The 22162-nt window shown below is 49.8% G+C and carries 16 protein-coding genes; 10 read left to right on the top strand and 6 right to left on the bottom strand.

Annotation, left to right across the window (positions count from 1 at the left end; genetic code table 11):
• Positions 1–62: 62 nt before the first annotated feature.
• The 6 genes from H164_RS0101900 to H164_RS0101875 all read right to left on the bottom strand — a co-directional run bounded on the left by H164_RS0101900 (position 63) and on the right by H164_RS0101875 (position 10986).
• Positions 63–2204: an alpha-N-acetylglucosaminidase gene (locus H164_RS0101900; protein WP_025830274.1), complete on the bottom strand. Its 2142-nt coding sequence runs from the start codon at positions 2202–2204 to the stop codon at positions 63–65.
• A gap of 32 nt (positions 2205–2236) precedes the next feature.
• Positions 2237–3571, bottom strand: a complete 1335-nt coding sequence (locus H164_RS0101895; protein ID WP_026356201.1) for an endo-1,4-beta-xylanase — start codon at positions 3569–3571, stop codon at positions 2237–2239.
• Between the two features lie 11 nt (positions 3572–3582).
• The gene (locus H164_RS0101890; RefSeq protein ID WP_019967049.1) at positions 3583–4521 is read right to left on the bottom strand and encodes a Tat pathway signal protein; all 939 of its coding nucleotides are present in this window, start codon (positions 4519–4521) and stop codon (positions 3583–3585) included.
• Positions 4518–5552: a hypothetical protein gene (locus tag H164_RS0101885; protein ID WP_019967048.1), complete on the bottom strand. Its 1035-nt coding sequence runs from the start codon at positions 5550–5552 to the stop codon at positions 4518–4520. The genes H164_RS0101890 and H164_RS0101885 overlap by 4 nt, the downstream gene beginning before the upstream one ends.
• Positions 5553–5973: 421 nt before the next feature.
• Positions 5974–7533: a RagB/SusD family nutrient uptake outer membrane protein gene (locus H164_RS0101880; protein ID WP_026356200.1), complete on the bottom strand. Its 1560-nt coding sequence runs from the start codon at positions 7531–7533 to the stop codon at positions 5974–5976.
• A gap of 18 nt (positions 7534–7551) precedes the next feature.
• Complete coding sequence (locus H164_RS0101875; protein WP_019967046.1) at positions 7552–10986, bottom strand: SusC/RagA family TonB-linked outer membrane protein; 3435 nt, start codon at positions 10984–10986, stop codon at positions 7552–7554.
• A 721-nt stretch (positions 10987–11707) separates the two neighbouring features.
• Between H164_RS0101875 and ychF the strand changes: the two genes are divergently transcribed.
• From ychF to fusA, 10 genes are all read left to right on the top strand, one after another.
• Positions 11708–12811: a redox-regulated ATPase YchF gene (ychF, locus tag H164_RS0101870; protein ID WP_026356198.1), complete on the top strand. Its 1104-nt coding sequence runs from the start codon at positions 11708–11710 to the stop codon at positions 12809–12811.
• A 356-nt stretch (positions 12812–13167) separates the two neighbouring features.
• Complete coding sequence (lgt, locus tag H164_RS0101865) at positions 13168–14022, top strand: prolipoprotein diacylglyceryl transferase (protein ID WP_025830275.1); 855 nt, start codon at positions 13168–13170, stop codon at positions 14020–14022.
• Between the two features lie 642 nt (positions 14023–14664).
• On the top strand, positions 14665–14835 hold the full coding sequence (locus H164_RS15415) for a hypothetical protein (protein WP_154652091.1): 171 nt from the start codon (positions 14665–14667) through the stop codon (positions 14833–14835).
• Positions 14836–14838: 3 nt separating this feature from the next.
• Positions 14839–15009, top strand: a complete 171-nt coding sequence (locus H164_RS15650) for a hypothetical protein (protein WP_019967043.1) — start codon at positions 14839–14841, stop codon at positions 15007–15009.
• 25 nt (positions 15010–15034) lie between these two features.
• Complete coding sequence (locus H164_RS0101855) at positions 15035–16774, top strand: hypothetical protein (RefSeq protein WP_019967042.1); 1740 nt, start codon at positions 15035–15037, stop codon at positions 16772–16774.
• Positions 16775–17878: 1104 nt separating this feature from the next.
• Complete coding sequence (locus H164_RS14330) at positions 17879–18085, top strand: DUF6722 family protein (protein WP_036872640.1); 207 nt, start codon at positions 17879–17881, stop codon at positions 18083–18085.
• A 263-nt stretch (positions 18086–18348) separates the two neighbouring features.
• The gene (locus H164_RS0101830) at positions 18349–18666 is read left to right on the top strand and encodes a DUF3467 domain-containing protein (RefSeq protein ID WP_019967038.1); all 318 of its coding nucleotides are present in this window, start codon (positions 18349–18351) and stop codon (positions 18664–18666) included.
• A gap of 290 nt (positions 18667–18956) precedes the next feature.
• On the top strand, positions 18957–19340 hold the full coding sequence (gene rpsL / locus H164_RS0101825; RefSeq protein ID WP_004371793.1) for a 30S ribosomal protein S12: 384 nt from the start codon (positions 18957–18959) through the stop codon (positions 19338–19340).
• Positions 19341–19471: 131 nt separating this feature from the next.
• Positions 19472–19948, top strand: a complete 477-nt coding sequence (gene rpsG / locus H164_RS0101820; protein ID WP_008565609.1) for a 30S ribosomal protein S7 — start codon at positions 19472–19474, stop codon at positions 19946–19948.
• A gap of 21 nt (positions 19949–19969) precedes the next feature.
• Positions 19970–22084 carry an elongation factor G gene (fusA, locus tag H164_RS0101815; protein WP_019967037.1) on the top strand — a complete coding sequence of 705 codons (2115 nt, stop codon included), beginning with the start codon at positions 19970–19972 and terminating at the stop codon, positions 22082–22084.
• The last annotated feature ends 78 nt before the right edge of the window (positions 22085–22162 follow it).

The following is a 22162-nucleotide window of genomic DNA, read 5'->3' as shown; positions in this document are numbered from 1 at the left end:
GTTCATGGCGACTTCAACTTTCATGTACAAATGTACGAAATCAGTTTCATTTGCGGTTCATTCTATCGCAGAATTTCGGCTATCAGTGCCTCCATTTGCGCCCGATCGAGCCGCGGTGGGTCATAAACAACAGGCTTTTTGCACCACGATATTTGGTAACCATAGTAGTCGGGTTCAATGGTTTCCGTGCCACGGACACGCTTTTTCCAAGCCTCGACGAACATTTTCCACTCCTCATAATAGAGCGTTCGAAGCATACCGGCCCATTCCTTGGCCGCATAATCATGCACGGTTGTAGTGGGATTCCAGTCGGGTCCCCAGAATGTCAGCTGCATCTTGGCATTCTTCAAAGCGAGGTCGCGGTCGTAAACCGTCTTTCCGAAGCGGCTTGCCTGCCCCAACCAGCGCTCTAAGGTGAAGCCTTTGCTTTGCGCCAGAAGCGTATCTTGGCGCAGCAACTCATGAAGAAAACGGTCGGAAGTCTGCTCAAACCGATCCGGATTCTTGGCATCAATGGCTGCAATCATGTCGTCGTAGGCTCGATTTCCCTTGTCTGATTGCACCTGACGCAGCAGGTCGAACATGTCATAAGCATAGGTTTCGGAGTCTTCAAAACTGGTCTTTGCTTTCAAGAAAAGCCTTACACCCTCTTTGAAAAAGTCCATATCGTAGTATCGGGCCCTGACTCCCCACGAAGAAGTTTGCGTCACTTTGACGCCCGGACGGGCACAGAATACACTCTCGGGAAGCCCATATTTCTCGGGAACACTGGCGTAAATGGTCTGCAAAAAGATGAGCCAAGCGGCATAGATGTCGGCATTATAAGAGCCATAACGATAGGTGATATACGACTTGAGCCACGCTTCGACATTGATTTTCCGGTCGGTCAGCGGTGCATGAAGTACCATATCGTAGACCACAGGATTGTTGTTGATGCCCTCGGGCATGATACCCACGCCTTTGAGATAGGCCTTATAATCACCCTTTCGCACCTTGTCTATCTGCAAAGCAATACGCTGCAGCTTGCCATACATGCCGCACTGCTCACCGAAATTGGACACGATGCACCAGAGAAATGGCGTACCTTGATAGGCTTTTGTACGGTTCCAAGCCTCGTCATTCTCGCCAAATAAGTCGACAACCAACACCTTTTTGCGATCGAGTTTGGTCAATAATAGGGGGTTGGGATTGCCACTCCAGCCCTGCAACACCCACGTACTGCTGGGGAAGTTGCGCTGCATGGCCTTCTGAACTGCCAGCCCGCAGTCGGCCACATTGAGCGTTCCGGTCTGTCCGCCCTCGTGAAACAGGTCGCCACCAAAGTAATGAAAGCCCGTTCCATAGTGCTTTTTGATTTCCCGATAGTATGTGTCGGCCATCTCATCAAATAGCTTTTCGGTGGGTTTGAGAATGTCGGGACGCTCAAAAAAGCCCCACATTCCTTGCGGCATCACGGCATTCGGATAGCGATCGCGAATGCTTCTTGACACCATTCCATAAAATCCTTGGAGCACAGGTTGTATACCCAGTGTCGCCATACGGTCGAGAATGCGTCGCCCAAGCCGTGACTGAGCGTCGATAAAGTCCTGTGAAACGGGCCCACCCCAGCCTTCGAGGTTGCCCATGAGCCACCAAGCTGTGTAGCCGGGGCCCGGAATGAAGTTGCGAATCTGTGCGTCTGTGCAGCCAAACTTGCGCAATGTGTTTTGCCAAACCTTCTCCATTCCGAGGGGCATCAGCATCAAGTTGACGCCGTGCAAGGCCATCCAGTCGAGTTCGTGCTCCCAATCTTGCCACTGATAGAACGACATTGTGTAGTTAAACGTGCAGTAATTGAGTGCATAGCGCAGCGGTAATTCGATGTGTTTGGTCAGTGGTTCCTTGATTTCCGGCAGGCTTTGAACGGGTTTAAGGTTGTCGCCCATGTGCGACATTGACCGATGACAATAGTTCTCAAGATAGTAGTTCAGTGCCATGCAGGCCACATTGTCACCCGAAGCCTGAATGACCAACTTGCTATCACGGGTAGAAAGCGTGAATAGCTCGGTCTTATCGGCAGCCGGCAAAGGCTCCAACACGACTTTTTCCTGCAACCACGGCACGCGACGCATGATGAGGCCGCGAACGCCCGCCATACTGTTATCGGCCATTGTCACGATGGTTGAGCACAAGAAGAACAATAAGAACAGTGTGTTTTTTTTCATTTCGGTGGTTTTCAAACAGTTACTTACTTGGTTTATTCAACGATGATTGTCCGCTGTTGCAGCTTTCCGTGCCGGTCTTTCCACGTCAACAGGTATTTACCACGGAAGCCTCGGAATGTCAACTGCCTGTTTTTGTTCAGTCGGGTCACGAAAGAAGTCTTCCATTCCTTATTGATCAGTCCGTCAAGAACGGCATAGGCAGGCTTCTCGTTCATCGCTTTGTCATAGATGCCCGAGTAGGAAGGCTCGCCCGATGCACCTCCGCCGTCGACCACATTCCACCATGTGATGGCCTCGACCGTGGGATAACTGAACCATAAACGATAGAGATTGCGGGCAATGACGGCCTGAATTAGTTTGCCATGTGCCGTCGTATCGGGTGCGCAAACTGTTACTTCGCTGATATGGATGGGCAAGTCGGTTGTGCGCAGGCAGTCGAGTTTCGCCTTCAAAAGCGCAGGAGAGATATAAGGGTCCTTTCCTTTTGCGATGTCAGAAGCCTCTAATGGGTCGAAAATATGCATCTCGATACCGATATGATCTATCTTCGTACCGCGACTCAAAAGGTTCCGTGTGAGTTCTGCATAACGGCGATGCAGTTCTATCGGACTGTGAAGATCCACATCATTGATGTTCAATTGCACCGAAGATGGGAAGAAACGGCGTGCCCATTGAAAGCATTTGAACGTGTAATCATCGGGCATCAGTCCTCGATTGGCTTGGTCGATAGGTTCGTTTACAACGTCCCAAAGCTTAATTCGGTCGCCATATCGCTGTGCCAGTTGCCGGATATGGCGACAGAAAAGGCTGTCCATTATATTGCGATCATCAGGCATCCAAGTGGGATGGCCATGCAATCGCAAGCCATAAACAAGGGCATGACCTTTCGTCATGATGCCTTTCTGATTGCAGAAATCGACAATCGGGTCGGTCGGAGGGCGGCGATAAACATACGAACTGCCCGCTTCGAAGCGTGGTTTACCTTGCTCCGGCTCGAGTGTTTTCCAATAAAAAGGGATTGTCGCTGCGTTGAATAGCGTGCCGAATGTGTGTTCATATTTGCTATTCATGGCTGGAGTGGCCAGCTGTCCGTAGACAAAGATATTGCCTCCGAAGAGGAATGAATGGGTCAATTGCTTCACCTGAATGGCCGTTCCGGGCTTCACATCGGGCAAATCAATGCTTGCCGTGGCTTTCCGATACTGCTCGATACCATGGTCAATAGCCTTTTGAAGCGTGTCATTCCACATCTTCCAATAGGCTGCGGACATTACATGATGCACGTCTTCGGCCTCACTGCGAGGCACCTGAGCCCGAATGAAGATGCTGCTAAAACAGAAAAGAAGAATAAAGACTAAATACTTCATCAGTAATTATTTTAAGAATGTTGTTCTTCGTAGGCTTTACGGGCCTCGCCTATCAACGCAATGCCTTTCAGAATACGCTCCCGATTCTCTTCGATTGTAGGTTTCCACCACGTCTGCAAAAAGCCTTTGAGGTGCCCGCGACTGATATGTTTCTCTGCAAAGGCCACGGTGTTGCCTATACTTTTGGGGTTTTCAAAATGATAACTGCCTGTCGGAATCTGGTCGTAACCATGTTTTTCTAAGTCTATATACTGCCTTACCATGTCCCATTCCGGGTTGAATTCCTCGTCATAATACCAGTTGCTCTGCAGCACAGACTTAGGCATTTTGCTGAAAAACTGGTCGGGTTGATGCCACAACATATAGTCGGGCCAGAGCCAAGCCCGTGCATGACGACGCTCACATTCCTTTACCAAGAACATGAAATCATGCCACCAAGCATCGTTTTTACGTACCACTACGTGCTTATAAGTGCGTTGCATGTTGTAACCTTCTTCGTCCATACCGATATGAAACAGGCGCGGACGGTCGAAAATGCTGCACACTTCAGCAATCATATCTGAGCAGAAACGATAGTATTCATCTGTTGAGACCATCTTGGAATACTCTTTCATCCATGTATCATGCCCGGCCGAGAAGTTGAGTTTGGGTATCGGTTCGATGCCTAACGACCGTATCTGCCGCAATTCCTGCTTCAGTCGGGCCACCGACCACGCTCCGTTGACGGCTATTTCGGGGTGGCGTTGATAGCGGACGGCATCGCCCAAGTCGATAACAACCATGTTTACGCCACTCTTGCCCATTTGTTCGATGGCATCATTCCATAGTGGTTCGCTCAGTTCTAAGTCGGGGCGATACCCCCGGAACGGTCGTCCCGGCCAAATATATTCCTCCCACATGTTGAAACTGAGATGAATTAAGCATCCCCAAACCAGTCTGTTATCTTTCATATCCGTGCGTTTCTTTTGTTTTCATATTCTGTCCGTGCACTTCCCATCAAGTCTATTCCCTCGAGAATAGGCGCACGATAAGCCTCTATCGTAGGTTTCCAGAAAGTCTGTATGAAGCCAAGCAGATGGCAATCGTCAATATGTTCAGCACAAAACTTCACGGTATTCCCGATGCTCTTGGGGTTTTCCTGATCGAAGCTTCCGGTGGCCATGACGTCGTAACCCTCGCGAACCAAATCAAGATAAGAACGGATAGCAACGTCGCTCATGGTGAACTTCTCGGCATACCACCAGTTGCATTGCACCACGGACTTAGGCATCATCTTGAAGAAATCATCGGGATGATGCCACACATAATCAGCCCAAACGCAAGGTCTGACACCTCGTTTCAGAGCCTCGCCGATATAGAAATACAAGTCGGCCCACCATGTTTCCTGCTGCCTAATCACGACGTAATCAGACAATTGGTAGTCGATCCGTTCCTCGTCCATGCCGAAATGAATAAAGCGGGGCGCATCGAAAAGTGAGATGGCCTCTGCTATCAAATCGCTACAAACCGCATAATACTTGGCCGATGATACCATTTTTGAATACTTGCCTAACCACGCATCGTGCGTCGTGGAGAAGTTGAACATCGGCACGGGCTCTATCCCGAGCTTGCGCATTCGGGCCAACTGCGCCCTCAATTGCTCATGCGTCCATGCGTTCTTCAAGGATATTTCAGGGTGACTGTGCCACGCCACCGAGTCGTCAAGATTAATAAAGAGCATGTTCACATGGTTTTTTGCCATGCGTTCGACGGCCGCATCCCACACCGAAATGTCGGGTTCGAATGCTGTCCGAAGCCCGCCGTACAACTTGATTTGGCCGGCAAAATTAAACGAAAGGTGCATCAGGCAGGCCCAAAACTTTTTGCCTGAGGCCTGCGGTTGTGTCATCTGCTTTGTCGAAGGTGTGCCCAACAGCACTTTGGGCAGGGCAACCGTCATGCCTAATGCCGTTGCACGCTTCAAGAAACCACGTCGATCCATAAATCTTTTTCAATAGAATGATACATTAAAAACCTGTGTCGTCCGCCGAAAATCCGAGCTCCGAAACTCCTTTTGCTAAAGGTGATAGCGCCTTCTCCAAAAAAGGTATATACTTTTTACCTAAAAAGTATATACCTTTTGCCTAAAAAGTATATACCTTTTTAAGAAAAGGCACAGACGTTTTACCAGAAAAGTACGTACCTTTTTCGAAGAAGGTATATATCTTTCTGAAAAACGATAGTACTTTTCAGTTAAAACGATAGTACTTTTTGGGCAAAATGATAGTACTTTTTCCATAAAACGATAGTACTTTTCTGACAAAACGACTGTACTTTTCCGGAAGCGGCAGCCGGCGTTCGACCGTAATCCTCGTTTTGAACGCTCCGAAGTCGGGCTCCCTGCGCTTCACTGTGTTGTCCGTTCAATCATAACCCTCGTTCTGAACAACCACGCCCTTACCGTCGGTGATGACGATTTTCGGCAGCGGATAGACCTCTTTCGTCCGGTCGGCATAGGGAGAGCCGTTGATGTCTCTCGCGTATTCGACGAACTTGTCGAGCCGAATGAGGTCGGCGCGATACTGTCCGTTCTCGCACCAGAACTCATGAGCACGCTCCTTGAGCAGCAGTTCGACGAACTTTTCGTCGGTATCGATGTCCGAATAGGCCAAGTCGGCAATGCCGGCACGGCGGCGAATAGCGTTGATATAGGTCAGGGCCTCCAGTTTTTCGGCCGCAGAGGCACCGGGCTTGCGGTATAAAGCTTCGGCCAGGGACAGGTAAACGTCGGCATAACGATAGAGAATGGGGTCGATGCTGCTACGCCCGCTGTTCTTGAAAAGGTCGGCATCGTAGCCATATTTCATCGGAATGGGCCCAATGTCGAGGTTGGGATAGGTGCCTCGGGTCACGAGCGCGTCGGTTTTCTTGCTCTTGTATTCGGCCAGAAGATACGTGCGTCGTGTGTCATTTGCCTCGAAACTGTCATAGAAATGCCACGTGCTCGTCAGGCTGTGATAGCCTCCTTGCATGCCGTTACTGCCGAAATCGGAGGGAAGGACGAACATGTGCCAGTCGTTCCAGCTCACCATTTCTGTGTTGACGGGAATGGCAAAGATGATTTCTTTGTTGGCTTTTCCCTGTCCGCCGAGCTCGAACATCTTCGTGTAGGTGGCTTGCAACTGGTAGCCGTTGGCCGGTTGCATCAGTTCGCGGGCCAACGTCTCTACCTTGTTATAATAGCTCTTGTCGACTTTTGTCTCGTGCAGGTAGAGGCGAATGAGCAGCATCTTGGCCAGTCCTGTGCTGAACCTGCCGTATTCGGCATCGGTAGGCGACGGTAGATTTTCGGCAGCATAGCGCAGGTCTTCCTCAATGAACTTCACCATTTCCTCACGCGACAGCCGTGGCAATGGCCTGTCGTTGCGCGGGTTCTCCAGCAGTTCCTGTGGCGCGATGACTAAAGGACCGAACATGTCGTAGAGTGTGTAGGCAATAAAAGCACGGACGCAGCGTACTTCGGCGGCCATTTTCTTCTTCACGGGTTCGCTCAACGCGGTGGCTTTCATGATGTAGGCCAGGTCTGAGGTGCAGCGACTGATGTCGTTGGCAAAGCCATCACGGTAGCCGCCGCCCGAAGGGTCTTTCTCCGTGTAATAGAACCCTACCAGATAATCGTCGGTGGAGTCCCAGTTCAAGTCGTGCAGCTTCTTGTAGATGTGCGTGCGGTTGGTCAGGATTTCGGTCGTCGCATCATTGAGTGCGACGCAACCCCGGTCATCGGTGGCAAACAAACCATCGAACCAGCTGGAGCGGATAGAGCGATAGCACTCGTTGACCAACGTAGCATAGTCGCTCTCGGTCTTAGGAAAAAGTTCGCTGTTCAGCTCAGAATAGTCCACCGGGTCCAAGTCGGCACAGCCGATAAGCGTCGTGGTGCTCAGAGCCAAAGCGGCCACGTATGCAAGATATTTCGTTTTCATAAGTTCCATTTTTAGGTGTCAGAAAGTTATATTCATGCCAAAGCTGATGGTCTTGGCATTGGGATAGGCTGCCTCGTAGGCATCGGTTTCGGGGTCGAGACCGTCATAAGGGGTAATCACGAACAGGTTGTTGACCGTCAGGTGCAGGCGCACGCTGCTGATAAATCCGGTCTTGCTCAGCAAAGTCTTGGGAAGATTGTAGCTCAGCGACACGTTTTGCAGGCGGATGAACCACGCATTCTGATAGAAATAGTCGCCATAGGTGTAGTTCTTCCCGCGCCCCATGTCATAGAATGCACTCGGATATTTTGTCGACGGGTTTGTCGGCGTCCAGCGTTCGAGATTGGTCCTCAAACCGTTTAATCCGGACCCCGATACGCCGTAAGCATTAAGTCCGTAGAAAGCCATCGTGGGGTCTTTGATTTTACGGTCGAACATACCGTTGAGCATGAACGAGAGTTCGAAGTCCTTATACCTGAACACGTTGTTCAAACCAGCCAACCAACCTGGATCACTTGTGCCGATAAGCTTCGTGTCGGCATCATCTATCTTGCCGTCGGGTTCTCCCGTCAGCACGAAATGTCCGTTTTCGTCTGTCACCGGATTACCCATACCGTCGCGCTTGTAGCCGTTAATGTCCTTGATGACAATTTGTCCCGGTTTCAAATCGGGCTGGGCGGCAGGGGGAGCCTCGCCGACTTGCAGGATATGGTCGGCTATACGCGAGTAGATGGGGCGTATCGGGTCGTCATAACGCTCATAGATAGCAGGCTTCCAGTCGGGCGTGCGCTCCTTCCAACGGTCCTTGTATTTCGTGAACGTGAAGTTGGTCGTCCAACTGAAGTTCTTGGTTTCGATATTCTGCGTGTTGAGCATCACCTCAATACCCCGGCCTTGTGTCTTTCCTACGTTCGACATCACTTTGGGAATCTCTTGGTAGACATTCAAAAGACGATAGTTGAGCAGGTCGGAGATGGTGCGCTGATACAGGTCGATAGAACCACTGATGCGCCCTCGCAGGAAGCCGAAGTCAAGGCCGAGGTTCCACTCTGTGGTCGTTTCCCACTTCAAGTCGGGATTGGCGAACTTGCCTTTCTTCACACCAATCACCGTCTTATGTTCGCCGTTGACGTATGCGTTCTCGGCGGCAAAGCTCGCAAAAGCATTGGTTCCGATGTCGGCATTACCCGTCTGGCCCCAGCTGAGGCGCAGCTTCAGATTGGAGAGCCACTTCGCTGGCTTCAGGAAACGCTCTTCGCTGATTCGCCATCCCAAGGCAACCGAAGGGAAATAGCCCCATTTGTTGTTCTTGGCAAACACGCTGGCACCGTCGGCACGCATCGTGCCCGTGAAGAGATAGCGGTCCATGAGCACGTAGGAAGCGCGCATGAAGTAAGACTCCATCTTGTTCTTCGTTGCGTTCGACTTCGTGATTTTGATACCTGTGCCGGCGTTCATATTATTGAAAAGGAACGCATCGGTCAGGAAGTTGTTGTTGCCCAACTCCGATATGTCATGATTGAACTCCTCATAAGAGGTGCCGACCATAAGGTTGACGTTATGGAGTTCTGCGATAGTCTTGTGATAGGTGGCTGTGGCTTCGGCCAGATATTGGTCGTTGTTCATATTATAAATGTAGCCGACGCCTCCGTTAGCATTGCCGTTCACGGTCGTGCGCGGCTGATAGGTCTTGCGGTCTATCTGCGCATGGTCGATGCCCAAGGCACCACGCAGCAGCAGTTCTTCCAGCGGACGAGCCTCAACGAAGACGTTACCCACCATGCGGTTGGTGCGCCCGCGGTCTACGTTTGTCAGCAGAGAATACGGGTTCGGCTGCTTAGCCAGCAACGGGTTGACGGGATAGGTACCCGTCGCTTCGTCGTAGGCCTTCACTTCCGGACTCATCTGAATGGCCGAGCGAATGATACCCGAGTTCTCGTAACGTGCATCGCCCAGCTGTGTGTTGTCGTTGTCTATGCGCGTCATCGTCAGGTTCAGGCCGGCTTTGAAGATATTGAGGAACTTCTGGTCGATATTAGCTTTCAGCGTGTAGCGCGTCAGTCCCGAGTTCTTCACGATGCCTTTCTGGTCGAAATAGTTAAACGACAGCATGTACTGTGTCTTGTCGCTGCCGCCTTGCAGACTGACGTTATGCTCGTGGATACGTCCGTTGCGCGTGATCAGTCCGAGCCAGTCCGTGCCTTCGCCGGCAGCCGCAATCTGTGCATCGGTATAGGGATAGCGCAGCTGAACGCCGTTATACGGGTGAGCCGCCGCCTCGGCCATGGTCTTCGTGCCGTAGGGAGCCACTTGATTGTTCCACATATACGTCTCCAACGCCATGTCATTGCGCACCCGCATCCACTCTTTCAGCGACAGCAGGTCGTACATGTCTGCGTATCTTTGCGACGAGAAGTCATAGGAATAAGACACCTTCGCGCTGCCCGTCCGTCCGCGTTTGGTCGTGATGATGACCACGCCGTTGGCCGCACGCGCACCATAGATGGACGTTGCCGAGGCGTCTTTCAGCACTTCTATCGACTCGATGTCGTTTGGATTGAGGAAGTTAAGGATACTCTGCGTGCCCGGACTCATCTTTTTGTCGCCGCCGTCGGGCTGGTCGAGCTTGGCAACGGGGAAGCCGTCGACGATGTACAAGGGGTCGTTACCCGCATTGACACTGCCCGCACCGCGCACGAGAATATCGATGCCGCCGCCGGGCTGCGCACTGTTCTGGCGCACGTAGAGGCCGGCCGCCTTGCCGCCCAAGGACTGTGCCACTGACGAGACGCCGTCGAAGTTCATCTCGTCGCCTTTCAGCGAGGCAATCGCACCCGTCAAGTCGCGCTTGCGCTGCGTGCCGTAGCCCACGACCACCACTTCATTCAGCGACTCTTGCGTCTCAACGAGCGTAACGGTCATGTGTTCTTTCGGCCGCACGCGCACGGTCTGAAAGCCCACATAGCTCACTTCGACCTGTTCGCCTTCCGTTACGTCAAGGACGAACCGTCCCGCCGCGTCGGTCACCGTGCCGCTGTTCCGCCTTCCCACGGCCTGCACCGTCGCGCCTACCACGGGTTCGCCCTGCATGTCAATCACCGTGCCGGCCGATCGCATCTTCCTCCGGTCTTTCTTCTCTGCTCCGGCCTTCACCGAGATGACAATCGTCGCGGGCTCCACCAGTCGGTATTCCAACCCACGCTCGCTAAGGATTTCATTCAGCACCGAAGCCACCGTCACGTCATTGCGCTCCAGCGTGACGGGCTTGCCGCCGTCGAGCGTCGCGTCGCGATAGCTGAACTTGTATTGCGTTTTCCTCTCGATTTCGCTCAACGCCTGTTTCAGACTCACGCCACTGAGCTTGAGCGACACTTTCTGTTGTTGGGCCATCAGCTGAAGCGGCACTGCCAGAAGTGCGCCGACGACTGCGCCGACCAACCATCTTGACTTCATCAATCTACACATAAGAGTAACAGATTAAGTTAATGTTATAGGTTTGTGTTCTCGTTTTTGCGTCCGTGTCCGGGTCTTCCTTTGCGTGGTCTGCCCCGGCGTGCTTTTCGTGTCGACGGGGGAAACGCTGCACTGTCCGTGGCGCCGTTTTCTCCCGTCAGAAAGGTCAGACACACGCAATCGGGTTTTATAACCAAAATATATCAGTTTTTTTTCTCACCTCCCACGTCCCGGTCCGACTGCCGCAGGCAAAACGAGACTGCAGACAGGGGCGGAATGCTCGCCGAATGGGGGAGGAAGGCACGCGCCGTACGTGCCCGAAACGCTCGCTATACGCCTTCCGAGCGCCCGTCTTGCGAACCTAAGCCGAGGCGCAACAGTGTTCCAAGAAAGTTTCATGCTTTGGAACTGTGCGTTCCATAGGGTGGAACTGTGAGTTTCATAGGCTGGAACTGTGCGTTCCATAGGGAGAAACTGTGCGTTCCATAGGCTGGAACTGTCAGTACCATCGGTTGAAACTTTCCGTACTGTCCTTATCTGCTGCTCGGTTGCCCTGAAAGCGACGGCTCACATCATGCTTGCAAGCGGCCTCTTTCTTCGTCTCTTTTTCACTTTTTCACCTTTTTACCTTTTCACCTTTATATTTTTTGTGTACTTTTGCAACAGAAACAACGATGATTGTCGGCCGAAAGGAAGGCCGGCACATGGAAATGATAAAGAAATGGCTTTGAAATGTGGTATTGTGGGACTGCCGAACGTGGGCAAGTCTACGCTGTTCAACTGTTTGTCGAGCGCAAAAGCGCAGTCGGCCAACTTCCCTTTTTGTACGATTGAGCCCAACCTTGGCGTGATTACCGTGCCCGACGAGCGACTCAACAAGCTGGCCGAGCTTGTCCACCCGGGCCGCATCGTGCCCGCAACCTGCGAGATTGTCGATATTGCAGGTCTGGTGAAAGGGGCCTCGAAGGGCGAAGGATTGGGCAATAAGTTCCTCGGTAACATTCGTGAATGCGATGCCATCATTCACGTTGTCCGCTGTTTCGACGACGACAACATCGTGCGTGAGGGCGGCATGGCGGTCGATCCGCTCGAAGACAAGAGCATCATCGACACCGAACTCCAGCTGAAAGACCTCGAAACCATCGACAGCCAGCTGGCCAAACAGCAGAAGGCGGCCGCGGCAGGCAACAAGGAAGCCAAGCTGATGTGCACGGTCTTGGAGGCTTATAAGGCCGTGCTCGAACAGGGAAAGAACGCGCGTGAGGTCACGTTCGAGGGCAAAGACGAACAGCAAGCGGCCCATGATCTCTTCCTGTTGACCACGAAACCCGTGCTTTACGTGTGCAATGTAGACGAGGCAAGTGCTAAGACAGGCAACGACTATTCGCGTCGTGTGGAGGAAATGGCAGCCAAAGAGGGGGCCGAAGCCATGGTGATTGCGGCCAAGACCGAGGAGGATATCGCTTCGTTGGAGACTTATGAAGACAAGCAAATGTTCCTCGAAGAGCTGGGACTGGAGCAGAGTGGCGTCAATCGGCTCATCAAAAAGGCCTACGCTTTGCTCAATCTTGAGACGTTCATCACGGCAGGCGAGATGGAAGTAAAGGCGTGGACGTATCACAAAGGCTGGAAGGCTCCGCAGTGTGCAGGCGTCATTCACACCGATTTCGAGAAAGGTTTCATCCGCGCCGAGGTCATCAAATACGCCGATTACATCAAGTATGGCTCGGAGGCTGCGGTCAGAGAGGCCGGGAAGCTCGGCATCGAAGGCAAGGACTACGTGGTGCAGGACGGCGACATCATGCACTTCAGGTTTAATGTGTAGCCTCCCCCGGCCTCAGGAAGTCCTAAAACCCACCCCAATCCTCCTGAAGGGAGGGAACACTCGCTTGCAAAGCCTCCCCCATGCCTAAAGAATGCGCGTCTGAACTTGCGGGAGATGGGGCACTGCTTTGAAGAGATTATCCCGCAATTCACATGGTTATATACCATATGCTTCGTGACAACAATATATTAGCTATGTCTATCAAACCGTAATTCACATTATTATATATGCTATGTTCCACTTCCGATGAACTTTCGTGAATAGCCCTTGCAAGCTTCGCTCCCTCCCTTTGGGAGGGTCGGGGTGGGTCTTAGAGGGCGAGAGCCGTTGGGTGGGATAGTGTTTTTCTTATGTTTATGCTGAACTTCATCATTTGGAATCCCGACATCTATCTCTTTCAGATAGGAAACTGGGGCATTCGCTGGTATTCGGTATGCTGGCTCATCGGACTTGTCGGTGCCTATTTCATGGTACGTTGGCTGTTCTACCATCAGAACATCGCCGTGCGGACGGTGGTGGTGAATGGGAAACAGAAGGAAGAAAACGTGTTCGACCCGCTCCTTGTCTATTGCTTCTTGAGCATATTGATAGGAGCCCGACTCGGACATTGCCTCTTCTACCAACCCGATTACTATCTTTCTTCGGGCACACATTTCCTCGAAATGCTTGTTCCCTTCAAGCTTTTGCCCAACGGTTCGTGGCATTTCGTGGGCTACGAAGGCTTGGCAAGCCACGGCGGAACGCTCGGCCTGATGGTCGCCCTGTGGCTCTATAGCCGTAAGTATAAGGTGAAACTGTGGCAGTTGCTGGACGATATCGCCATTGCTACGCCCATCACGGCCTGCTTCATTCGACTCGGAAACCTGATGAACAGCGAGATTATCGGCAAAGTGACCAATGTTCCATGGGCCTTTATCTTTGAGAAAGTAGACAAATATCCGCGCCATCCCGGCCAACTTTACGAGGCTTTGGCCTACGCCTTGTTCTTCTTTGTGGGCTGGTATTGTTATCGGCGCAGGCAAGTTCCCGTGGGCAAAGGCTTCTATTTCGGACTCTGCATCACGCTTATCTTCGCCTTCCGCTTCTTCATCGAGTACACCAAAGACATTCAGGTGGGCTTTGAGTCGGGCATGCTCTTCAACATGGGCCAGCTCCTCAGTGTTCCTTTCGTTGTTCTCGGCATCTATTGCATGGTCCGGGCACGCAAATAGATGCGCAAATCCGGCCACCTGCCGGAACTGAACGACCGATACCGCTCGCCACACGAGAACAGTTTGTAACTCGTTGATAGCTATATGGCTTGCAATCTCAGCCATTTCGCCGCGCAACATGGCCCATTTTACGGCGCAATAAGACCGAAGTAACTGTGCAGAATGGCTGAGATGGAAAAGCGACAGGACTGATGGAGCGAGGCTTGACCATGCCGGCCGGTCATCACCTTGTCGCTTTCGGGTCATAAATTTATCGTTTTCCGTCGTTAACCTTGTTGCCTTTGGGTGTTAAATGGCAAAGTTGCTGCGTAGTCGAAAGTGAACTTCAAGCTTCAAAAGTTTGGTGATGTCGCAAATTAGCCTTACCTTTGCACGCGATGACAATAAATTATCATATATATAAAGGTGTTGAGCCGGTGCAAAGAAACTTTGATTTCTCTGCATCTTTTAACGCTTATTATTTGGTTAATCCAAATAATTTGCTAACACACACACACACACACACACACACACACACACTTAGCGCACCTGGCGTTTAAACGTTTTCACGTACGCGCGCGCGAAGAGCGCGTAACCCCAATAAACAAAGGGCTTCTCGGAGTACCCTTTGTTCGCATATTCGTGTCCCTTTACGAGCAAAAAATGAGCAAAATAACGCTGCAAAATGTAGGGACGCACGGCTCGTGCGTCTGCTCATCAGGGAATGACTGTGTGTGTGAACAAGCAGACAAACAAGTAAACAAATTCATAGGTTATTGGAGCGGACGCACGAGCCGTGCGTCCCTACATACAAACAAGGTAAAAACAAGATAGAGTATGAAGAAAACAGAATTTGAAAAGCGGGAGTATGTAACCCCAGAATGCAAGATTTATCCCATAAAGGATGAACAGTTGCTGCAATCAACGTCGATAGGGCTCAATGCACCGGGATCCACCGAAGAAGATTGGGAAAACGAGGACCTTGATGCAGGAGAAATAGAGCTTTAATCAGAGTAATTCAATTCAGACAGTTATGAGAAAAATTCAATCAGGTATCATTAATGCGGCACAGTGTATAGCCGTAGTCTTCTTGTTGGCATCATGTCGCAGTGAGGACAATGTTATCGACACTACTGGCAAGAGCGATAATAGGGCTATCTCTTTTATCGTCAAGGAAGAACCGTTCAGTTCAGAAGTAGAGTACAAACCTGGTTCGCGCACCGTGGGCGAACCAATAGCAGCAAAGACTGTGGATTTGGGTGATGGGTTACAGGCCGAAGTGTCCCTACAAGATGACGACGCAGAAGATGAAACGAGCGTTGACAAAGCACCGAAGACCCGTGCACCTTTATCCAACGACAGATATTTTATCTATGCGATAAATGAAGCAACCTCGATGCAGGCGGGAGAAACAATAACGGGAACTGTAAAAGACCAAGTCTTCATACCCGATGCGACTTCACCCCATTTGTCACTCGCTCCCGGGAATTATACTTTCGTTTGCGGTACGGTTGATGGAATTCCTAATATGGGCAATGGTAGTCTGCAGTTTTTTCTTTCTGCCGGGCACAATACCATGGTCGGCGTAACCAAACATGTGAATGTCAGTGGCGATGAGATGAAAGTATCTTTCACTATGAAGCATCAAACAGCACGTATACGTTTTAAGATAGTTGCCTATACCCCACAGATACGGAATGCCACCATCAAACTCACGTCAGAATATGCGCAATCGAGCGCATTCATCTATACTGTAGATACGGAAATGTCCACGGCTAATGCGTTTGGAGAAATCGACACAGAAGCCAAGAATGTGGAAAAGAATCCTGTGGGCACAGACGGCAAGTTTGTGCAGGCCAATACCTTTATGACGGAATATGAATACCTGCTCCCAGATGTCCGCGGTAACGACCTCACACTCAATTTCATCAGTGGAACAGCATACGGCAATGTAAACCTTGCCGGTAAAAAACTCCTTTTAGATGTGCTCAACCAAACACAACGTAACAAGTCTTACACCATTCAAGTAAAGCTCAAGCCCACCCCTGCCCTCTACCTGTTTCAAGACGGCACCTGCGGCGTATTGGCCGAGAAGGGAACGCGCACGCCTATCGGTATTGTTGTAACAGAAAAGACGGCCTCGGGTAAAGGCTTGGCTGCAGCACTGAACTTTACGCCGAATGTGATTTGGGAGCAAGACAATCCTCCCGCCGGTAGTGGTAATTCTTATCAGAACAATAAGGTGTGTTATCCAAATCCTAATGCTGGTTTGGCAGACATGAACGGTTACAATTGGACATGGGATGCAGCCAGCAGCCTTGATGGGAAGGTGCGCGGCGACGAACAAACCAAATACCCTGCCTTCTATGTTGCCGGGCATTATAACCCGGGCGTGACGGTGACGGGTGCCAATGTCGGTAAATGGTTCTTGCCAAGTTGGGGACAGTTGATGGAATTCTTCAAACTCACGGCGAAAGATCTTACAATGACAACAGGTTCAAACCCCAATAACCCATGGTTTAGTGCCAACCCGACTTTCTCGGATGGCCATGCTTTAGAGAAGTTGAATAACTATATTATTCAGGCCGGAGGAAACCGTTTCGACCAATCATTCATATCTACCAGCACACAAGTAGACGGAGCACCCACCTATCGGAGATATCAACCGGCAGGGTGTATGCTGACTGTCGGTAGCGGAAATGATCGAATTCAAGTTTTCGCTATATGGAAAACGATGTCGAATGGAGGCCTATTGCCTTTCGTTCACTTCTGATAAACGAAGAAATAGAAATTCAATAATTGAAAATTCGAGTTAGTTTACTTTAATATTAATCCGTCTGTAAACGTATTCCGGCAGTGCAATTTGACGACTTATACTTCCGTGGGGCACGGATTATACTCCCGTAGTCCACGACTTATACTTCCGTCAATTTGTACAGTTAGCAGAAATATAAAAAGGGAGAGGGCAAACGAGCTTATCAATCGTTTGTCCTCCCCTCACTTTGTAAGTTTCCGTTCCATGGAGAGAAAACCGAACGGAGGTTAAAGGGCATTGAACAGAGAGGGGACTCTTACTATTCTCTCACCGAAAAACTTATAAATGAACCCTTGATTTTCTACCTTTTCAACTTGTTAAAATCTTTTAAACGCTTCGCGAAAAATGAAAAGTCAAACAGAAGTTTAAATAAATTAACAAATGAGAAGCTTGATAATCAGGCGGTTAGTCTTCCCTAAGAACAAAGAACAAGAACAAGAGAAAAGAAAGACGACGATAGAAAGAAATTGAAAACGTCGCCGCCGTCGTCGTCATTTTTTCTCAAGATGGTTTTTTATTTCTGTCGTCGTCACCGTCTTTTCTGTTCGTGACGAATACTTGTTTTCGCCGTCGTCGCCGTTTCCGTTTTTGTGCTTGAAAAACATTGCCGGCCGTATCGGTCATAAAAAAATCTGAAAAAGTCTTGCAATCGCTTGCAAAATTTTGTATCTTTGCATAGGGCAGGGCAGAAAAACACATTCATGGGCTCGCACACCATTCTGACCGGGAAAAGCAGGACAAGGTTTAAGGGGAGTAAGATAAAGCTTGGGGGATACAGGATAAAGCCGGGTGGACTTGAACTAATCAGGGCGAGTGAGACAATATGGCTCATATTGGCGCGTAAAATGGGTGGAACAACGGTGCAAAATGGGTGAAATAAAAGCATGATATGGGTGAGATTGAAAGTTAACGTGGCCGGGATTGCATATAGGGACGCACGAGCTATGCGTTCCTGCAGTCCCGGCCCTACTGTTTTGCATGATAGAGACGGTCAGCCGGTTGTTTGAAAACTTTCTTGACGGGTTTGTTGTTTGCTTCCATGAAAAGTGTTATATTTGCAGCATGAATACCAAAAGGAAGGAAAAGTTGGGCGATTTGGCATTGGATATCGCCAAGTATATGATTACGGCAGTACTGCTTGCTACATGGTTCAAGCGAACGGAACAATGGGCATGGTATGATTTTATCATACCGGTTTTCGTTGTTATAGGTTTAGTTTTATTAGGTTTGTATTTTCTAAATGATAATAAAGAAGAAAGGAGAAAATAGTGATGGCTGCAAATATTATGATGCTGGCTGTGCTGGCAATGTTTATCGGGTGGGCAATCTACTTCCACATTCAAGACCAAAAGGAAGAACGGGAGCGTGAAAGGCGAGGAAAGTAGAACGATCTTACCCCTTATCCTCTCCAAAGGAAAGGAAGACCGAACTTGCGGAGAGTCTGGTTGAAACCTACGAGAAGGCATTTTCTTGAACTTTCGCTTCTTTCTTATGGTGGACAATGATGACTTTATAAAAAACGAATTACCAATATGGAAAATGAAAACAATGAGCAGCAGGGACTGCAGATTGATTTGAGGCCGGAAGTGGCCAAAGGAGTCTATGCCAATTTGGCGTTGATTACGCACTCGAGTTCAGACTTTGTGCTCGATTTCGCAACCATGTTGCCGGGAATGCCTAAACCGGAGGTCGGCGCGCGCGTGGTGATGGCACCGGAACATGCCAAACGGCTTTTGCAAGCCTTGCAGGAGAATGTTCACAACTATGAACAGCAATTTGGTAAAATTGTGATTCCCGAACAGCAACCCCGTATGGCTGCGCCGTTCAAGATGCCGGAAACGGAGTCGTAGAGCCTCCCTCGGCCCCTTCCAATGTGGGGAGTACAGACTACTTGCAATCCATTTTCCCTCCCTTTGGGTGGGGTGAGGTGGGTATTAAGGTCGGTATTTGCGATTGAATAAATGTTAATAAAGTTTATACCTTGTAAATTAAGCCAAGATGTAGACTTTTTGCCATCTTTATAATTAGGTAGTTTGAAGATTTGTTCGTACCTTTGCAGCCCGAAATGTGCTTTTGTCGGAAGCCGTTTCATAAATATTGATAAGAAATAAAATAAATATATAAACAAAAAAGTAAAATTATGCCTACTATTTCACAGTTAGTAAGAAAGGGCAGAAAGGACATCGTAGACAAGAGCAAGTCGCCGGCATTGGACAATTGTCCGCAGCGTCGCGGCGTTTGTGTTCGTGTTTATACGACGACTCCTAAGAAGCCTAACTCGGCAATGCGTAAGGTTGCCCGTGTGCGTTTGACAAATCAGAAGGAAGTGAACTCCTATATTCCGGGAGAAGGCCACAACCTTCAGGAGCACTCCATTGTGTTGGTTCGTGGCGGTCGTGTGAAAGACCTCCCCGGTGTGCGTTATCACATTGTTCGCGGTACACTTGACACGGCAGGTGTTGCTAATCGCACGCAACGCCGTTCAAAGTATGGTGCTAAGCGCCCAAAGGCAGGTAAGAAGTAAATTGCCAAACCGATATTTTATTAAAAACGTTTTGCTGGAGAATTGTTGATAACAGGTTGAGTAAATGTCCGGGTGCGGATATTGAAGAACATGAATGACAGCCCCATGCAGAATTTATTTTTCAAAACAAAATGAGAAAAGCAAAACCAAAGAAGCGTGTGATCCTCCCGGATCCCGTTTACAACGACCAGAAGGTCTCTAAGTTTGTGAACCATTTGATGTATGATGGCAAGAAGACCATATCATACGAGATTTTCTACAAAGCCCTTGATACGGTGAAAGAGAAGATGGCTAAGGAAGAAAAGCCAGCACTCGAAATCTGGAAGCAGGCCTTGGACAACATCACTCCGCAGGTTGAGGTGAAGAGCCGCCGCATCGGTGGTGCCACTTTCCAAGTGCCGACCGAGATTCGTCCCGAGCGCAAGGAAAGCATCTCGATGAAGAATATGATCAATTTTGCCCGCAAGCGTGGTGGAAAGTCTATGGCAGAGAAACTCGCTGCCGAGATCATGGATGCTTACAATAATCAGGGTGGTGCGTTCAAGCGCAAGGAAGACATGCATCGCATGGCCGAGGCTAACCGTGCATTCGCTCATTTCAGATTCTAATCAAATAAAGGTAAAAAGAAAATGGCAAATCGCGATTTACATTTGACTCGTAATATCGGTATCATGGCTCACATCGATGCCGGCAAGACAACCACGTCGGAGCGCATTCTTTTCTACACCGGTAAGACGCATAAGATTGGTGAGGTGCATGACGGTGCAGCTACAATGGACTGGATGGCACAGGAGCAGGAGCGTGGTATCACGATTACTTCGGCTGCGACCACTTGTAATTGGAACTATGAGGGCAAGTCATATAAGATTAACTTGATTGATACTCCGGGACACGTTGACTTCACCGCAGAGGTAGAGCGTTCGCTTCGTGTGCTTGATGGAGCCGTTGCAACCTATTCGGCTGCCGATGGTGTTCAGCCACAGTCAGAGACTGTTTGGCGTCAGGCCGACAAATATAACGTTCCGCGTATCGGTTATGTGAATAAGATGGACCGTTCGGGCGCCAACTTCTTTGAGACTGTTCAGCAGATGAAGGATATTCTGGGTGCCAATCCTATCGCTATCCAGATTCCTATTGGTGCAGAAGAGAACTTCAAAGGCGTTGTGGACCTGATTAAGATGAAGGCTATCTTGTGGCATGACGAGACGATGGGCGCTGAATATGATGTAGAAGATATTCCGGCTGAGCTTGCAGACGAGGCAGCTGAATGGCGTGAGAAGCTCGTTGAGGGTGCAGCTAACTTCGATGACGAGGTGATGGAGCTCTATCTCGATGGCAAGGATGTCAGCGAAGCACAGTTGTTGCGTGCCATTCGCAAGGGTTGTATTGCCATGGAATGCTGCCCCATGTTGTTGGGCTCTTCTTATAAAAATAAAGGTGTTCAACCTTTGTTGGATTATGTTTGTGCATTCCTGCCTTCACCTGTTGATACGCAGGCTATTGTGGGAACAAATCCTGACACAGAAGAAGAAGAAGACCGCAAACCTTCAGAAGATGCACCCACTTCGGCATTGGCATTCAAGATAGCCACTGATCCGTTCATGGGTCGTTTGGTGTTCTTCCGCGTTTATTCCGGTAAGATTGCTGCCGGTTCCTATGTTTATAACCCGCGTTCGGGCAAGAAAGAACGTATTAGTCGCTTGTTCCAGATGAACTCCAAGCAGGAAATTCCGATGGATTCTATTGATGCGGGCGATATCGGTGCAGGTGTAGGTTTTAAAGATATTCGTACGGGTGACACACTCTGTGATGAGAAAGCGCCCATCGTACTGGAATCTATGACTTTCCCCGATACAGTGATTTCCATTGCTGTTGAGCCGAAGAGCCAGGCAGACGTTGCTAAGTTGGATAACGGTCTTGCTAAGTTGGCCGAAGAGGACCCGACTTTCACTGTTCGTACCGATGAGCAGAGCGGTCAGACCATTATCTCAGGTATGGGTGAGCTCCACTTGGATATCATTATCGACCGCTTGAAACGCGAGTTCAAGGTAGAATGTAACCAAGGTAAGCCACAGGTGAACTATAAAGAGGCCATCACACGCACGGCACAGAGCCGCGAAACCTACAAGAAGCAGTCTGGTGGTCGTGGTAAGTTTGCTTGTATCGATGTAACTATCGGCCCGAAGGACGAAGACTTCACAGAAAGCGACTTGCAGTTCATCAACGAGGTTAAAGGTGGTAACGTGCCCAAGGAGTTCATTCCGTCGGTGCAGAAAGGCTTTGCAGACTGTTTGCGTAACGGAGTCCTTGGTGGTTTCCCAATGACCGGTATGAAGGTGACGTTGACCGATGGTAGCTTCCACCCTGTAGACTCCGATCAGTTGTCGTTCGAGTTGGTGGCTCATCAGGCATTCCGAGTACTTTGTCCAAAGGCAGGCCCTGTGTTGATGGAGCCGATTATGAAGGTAGAGGTTGTTACTCCTGAAGAGAACATGGGTGATGTTATCGGAGACTTGAACAAGCGCCGTGGTCTTGTTCAGGGAATGGAAGAGGCTCGCAGCGGTGCCCGTATCGTGAAAGCCATGGTTCCGTTGGCAGAGATGTTCGGTTATGTGACCGCTCTGCGTACCATCACTTCCGGTCGAGCAACATCTTCCATGGAGTATGATCACCATGAGGCACTTTCCACAAGTATTGCCAAGGCCGTGCTTGAGGAGGTTCATGGTCATGCAGAACTTCTCTAAGACAAGAGAAATATCATTATCAAGCGTAGAGGCGCTGTTTAGCGAATGACTCTTAAACGGCGCACCTCTTTGCTTCTT

It is taken from the genome of Segatella maculosa DSM 19339 = JCM 15638 (assembly GCF_000382385.1).
Taxonomy (GTDB): domain Bacteria; phylum Bacteroidota; class Bacteroidia; order Bacteroidales; family Bacteroidaceae; genus Prevotella; species Prevotella maculosa.
This window is presented reverse-complemented; position numbering and strand designations above follow the sequence as displayed.

What these genes read in the sequence shown, in the direction of transcription:
- H164_RS0101890 (WP_019967049.1), bottom strand. Translation starts at nt 4,521, where the DNA reads ATGAAAGATAACAGACTGGTTTGGGGATGCTTAATTCATCTCAGTTTC.
- rpsL (WP_004371793.1), top strand. Translation starts at nt 18,957, where the DNA reads ATGCCTACTATTTCACAGTTAGTAAGAAAGGGCAGAAAGGACATCGTA.
- H164_RS0101855 (WP_019967042.1), top strand. Translation starts at nt 15,035, where the DNA reads ATGAGAAAAATTCAATCAGGTATCATTAATGCGGCACAGTGTATAGCC.
- H164_RS0101900 (WP_025830274.1), bottom strand. Translation starts at nt 2,204, where the DNA reads ATGAAAAAAAACACACTGTTCTTATTGTTCTTCTTGTGCTCAACCATC.
- H164_RS0101875 (WP_019967046.1), bottom strand. Translation starts at nt 10,986, where the DNA reads ATGAAGTCAAGATGGTTGGTCGGCGCAGTCGTCGGCGCACTTCTGGCA.
- H164_RS0101830 (WP_019967038.1), top strand. Translation starts at nt 18,349, where the DNA reads ATGGAAAATGAAAACAATGAGCAGCAGGGACTGCAGATTGATTTGAGG.
- ychF (WP_026356198.1), top strand. Translation starts at nt 11,708, where the DNA reads ATGGCTTTGAAATGTGGTATTGTGGGACTGCCGAACGTGGGCAAGTCT.
- H164_RS15650 (WP_019967043.1), top strand. Translation starts at nt 14,839, where the DNA reads ATGAAGAAAACAGAATTTGAAAAGCGGGAGTATGTAACCCCAGAATGC.
- H164_RS0101895 (WP_026356201.1), bottom strand. Translation starts at nt 3,571, where the DNA reads ATGAAGTATTTAGTCTTTATTCTTCTTTTCTGTTTTAGCAGCATCTTC.
- H164_RS0101880 (WP_026356200.1), bottom strand. Translation starts at nt 7,533, where the DNA reads ATGAAAACGAAATATCTTGCATACGTGGCCGCTTTGGCTCTGAGCACC.
- H164_RS15415 (WP_154652091.1), top strand. Translation starts at nt 14,665, where the DNA reads ATGAGCAAAATAACGCTGCAAAATGTAGGGACGCACGGCTCGTGCGTC.
- lgt (WP_025830275.1), top strand. Translation starts at nt 13,168, where the DNA reads ATGCTGAACTTCATCATTTGGAATCCCGACATCTATCTCTTTCAGATA.
- H164_RS0101885 (WP_019967048.1), bottom strand. Translation starts at nt 5,552, where the DNA reads ATGGATCGACGTGGTTTCTTGAAGCGTGCAACGGCATTAGGCATGACG.
- fusA (WP_019967037.1), top strand. Translation starts at nt 19,970, where the DNA reads ATGGCAAATCGCGATTTACATTTGACTCGTAATATCGGTATCATGGCT.
- H164_RS14330 (WP_036872640.1), top strand. Translation starts at nt 17,879, where the DNA reads ATGAATACCAAAAGGAAGGAAAAGTTGGGCGATTTGGCATTGGATATC.
- rpsG (WP_008565609.1), top strand. Translation starts at nt 19,472, where the DNA reads ATGAGAAAAGCAAAACCAAAGAAGCGTGTGATCCTCCCGGATCCCGTT.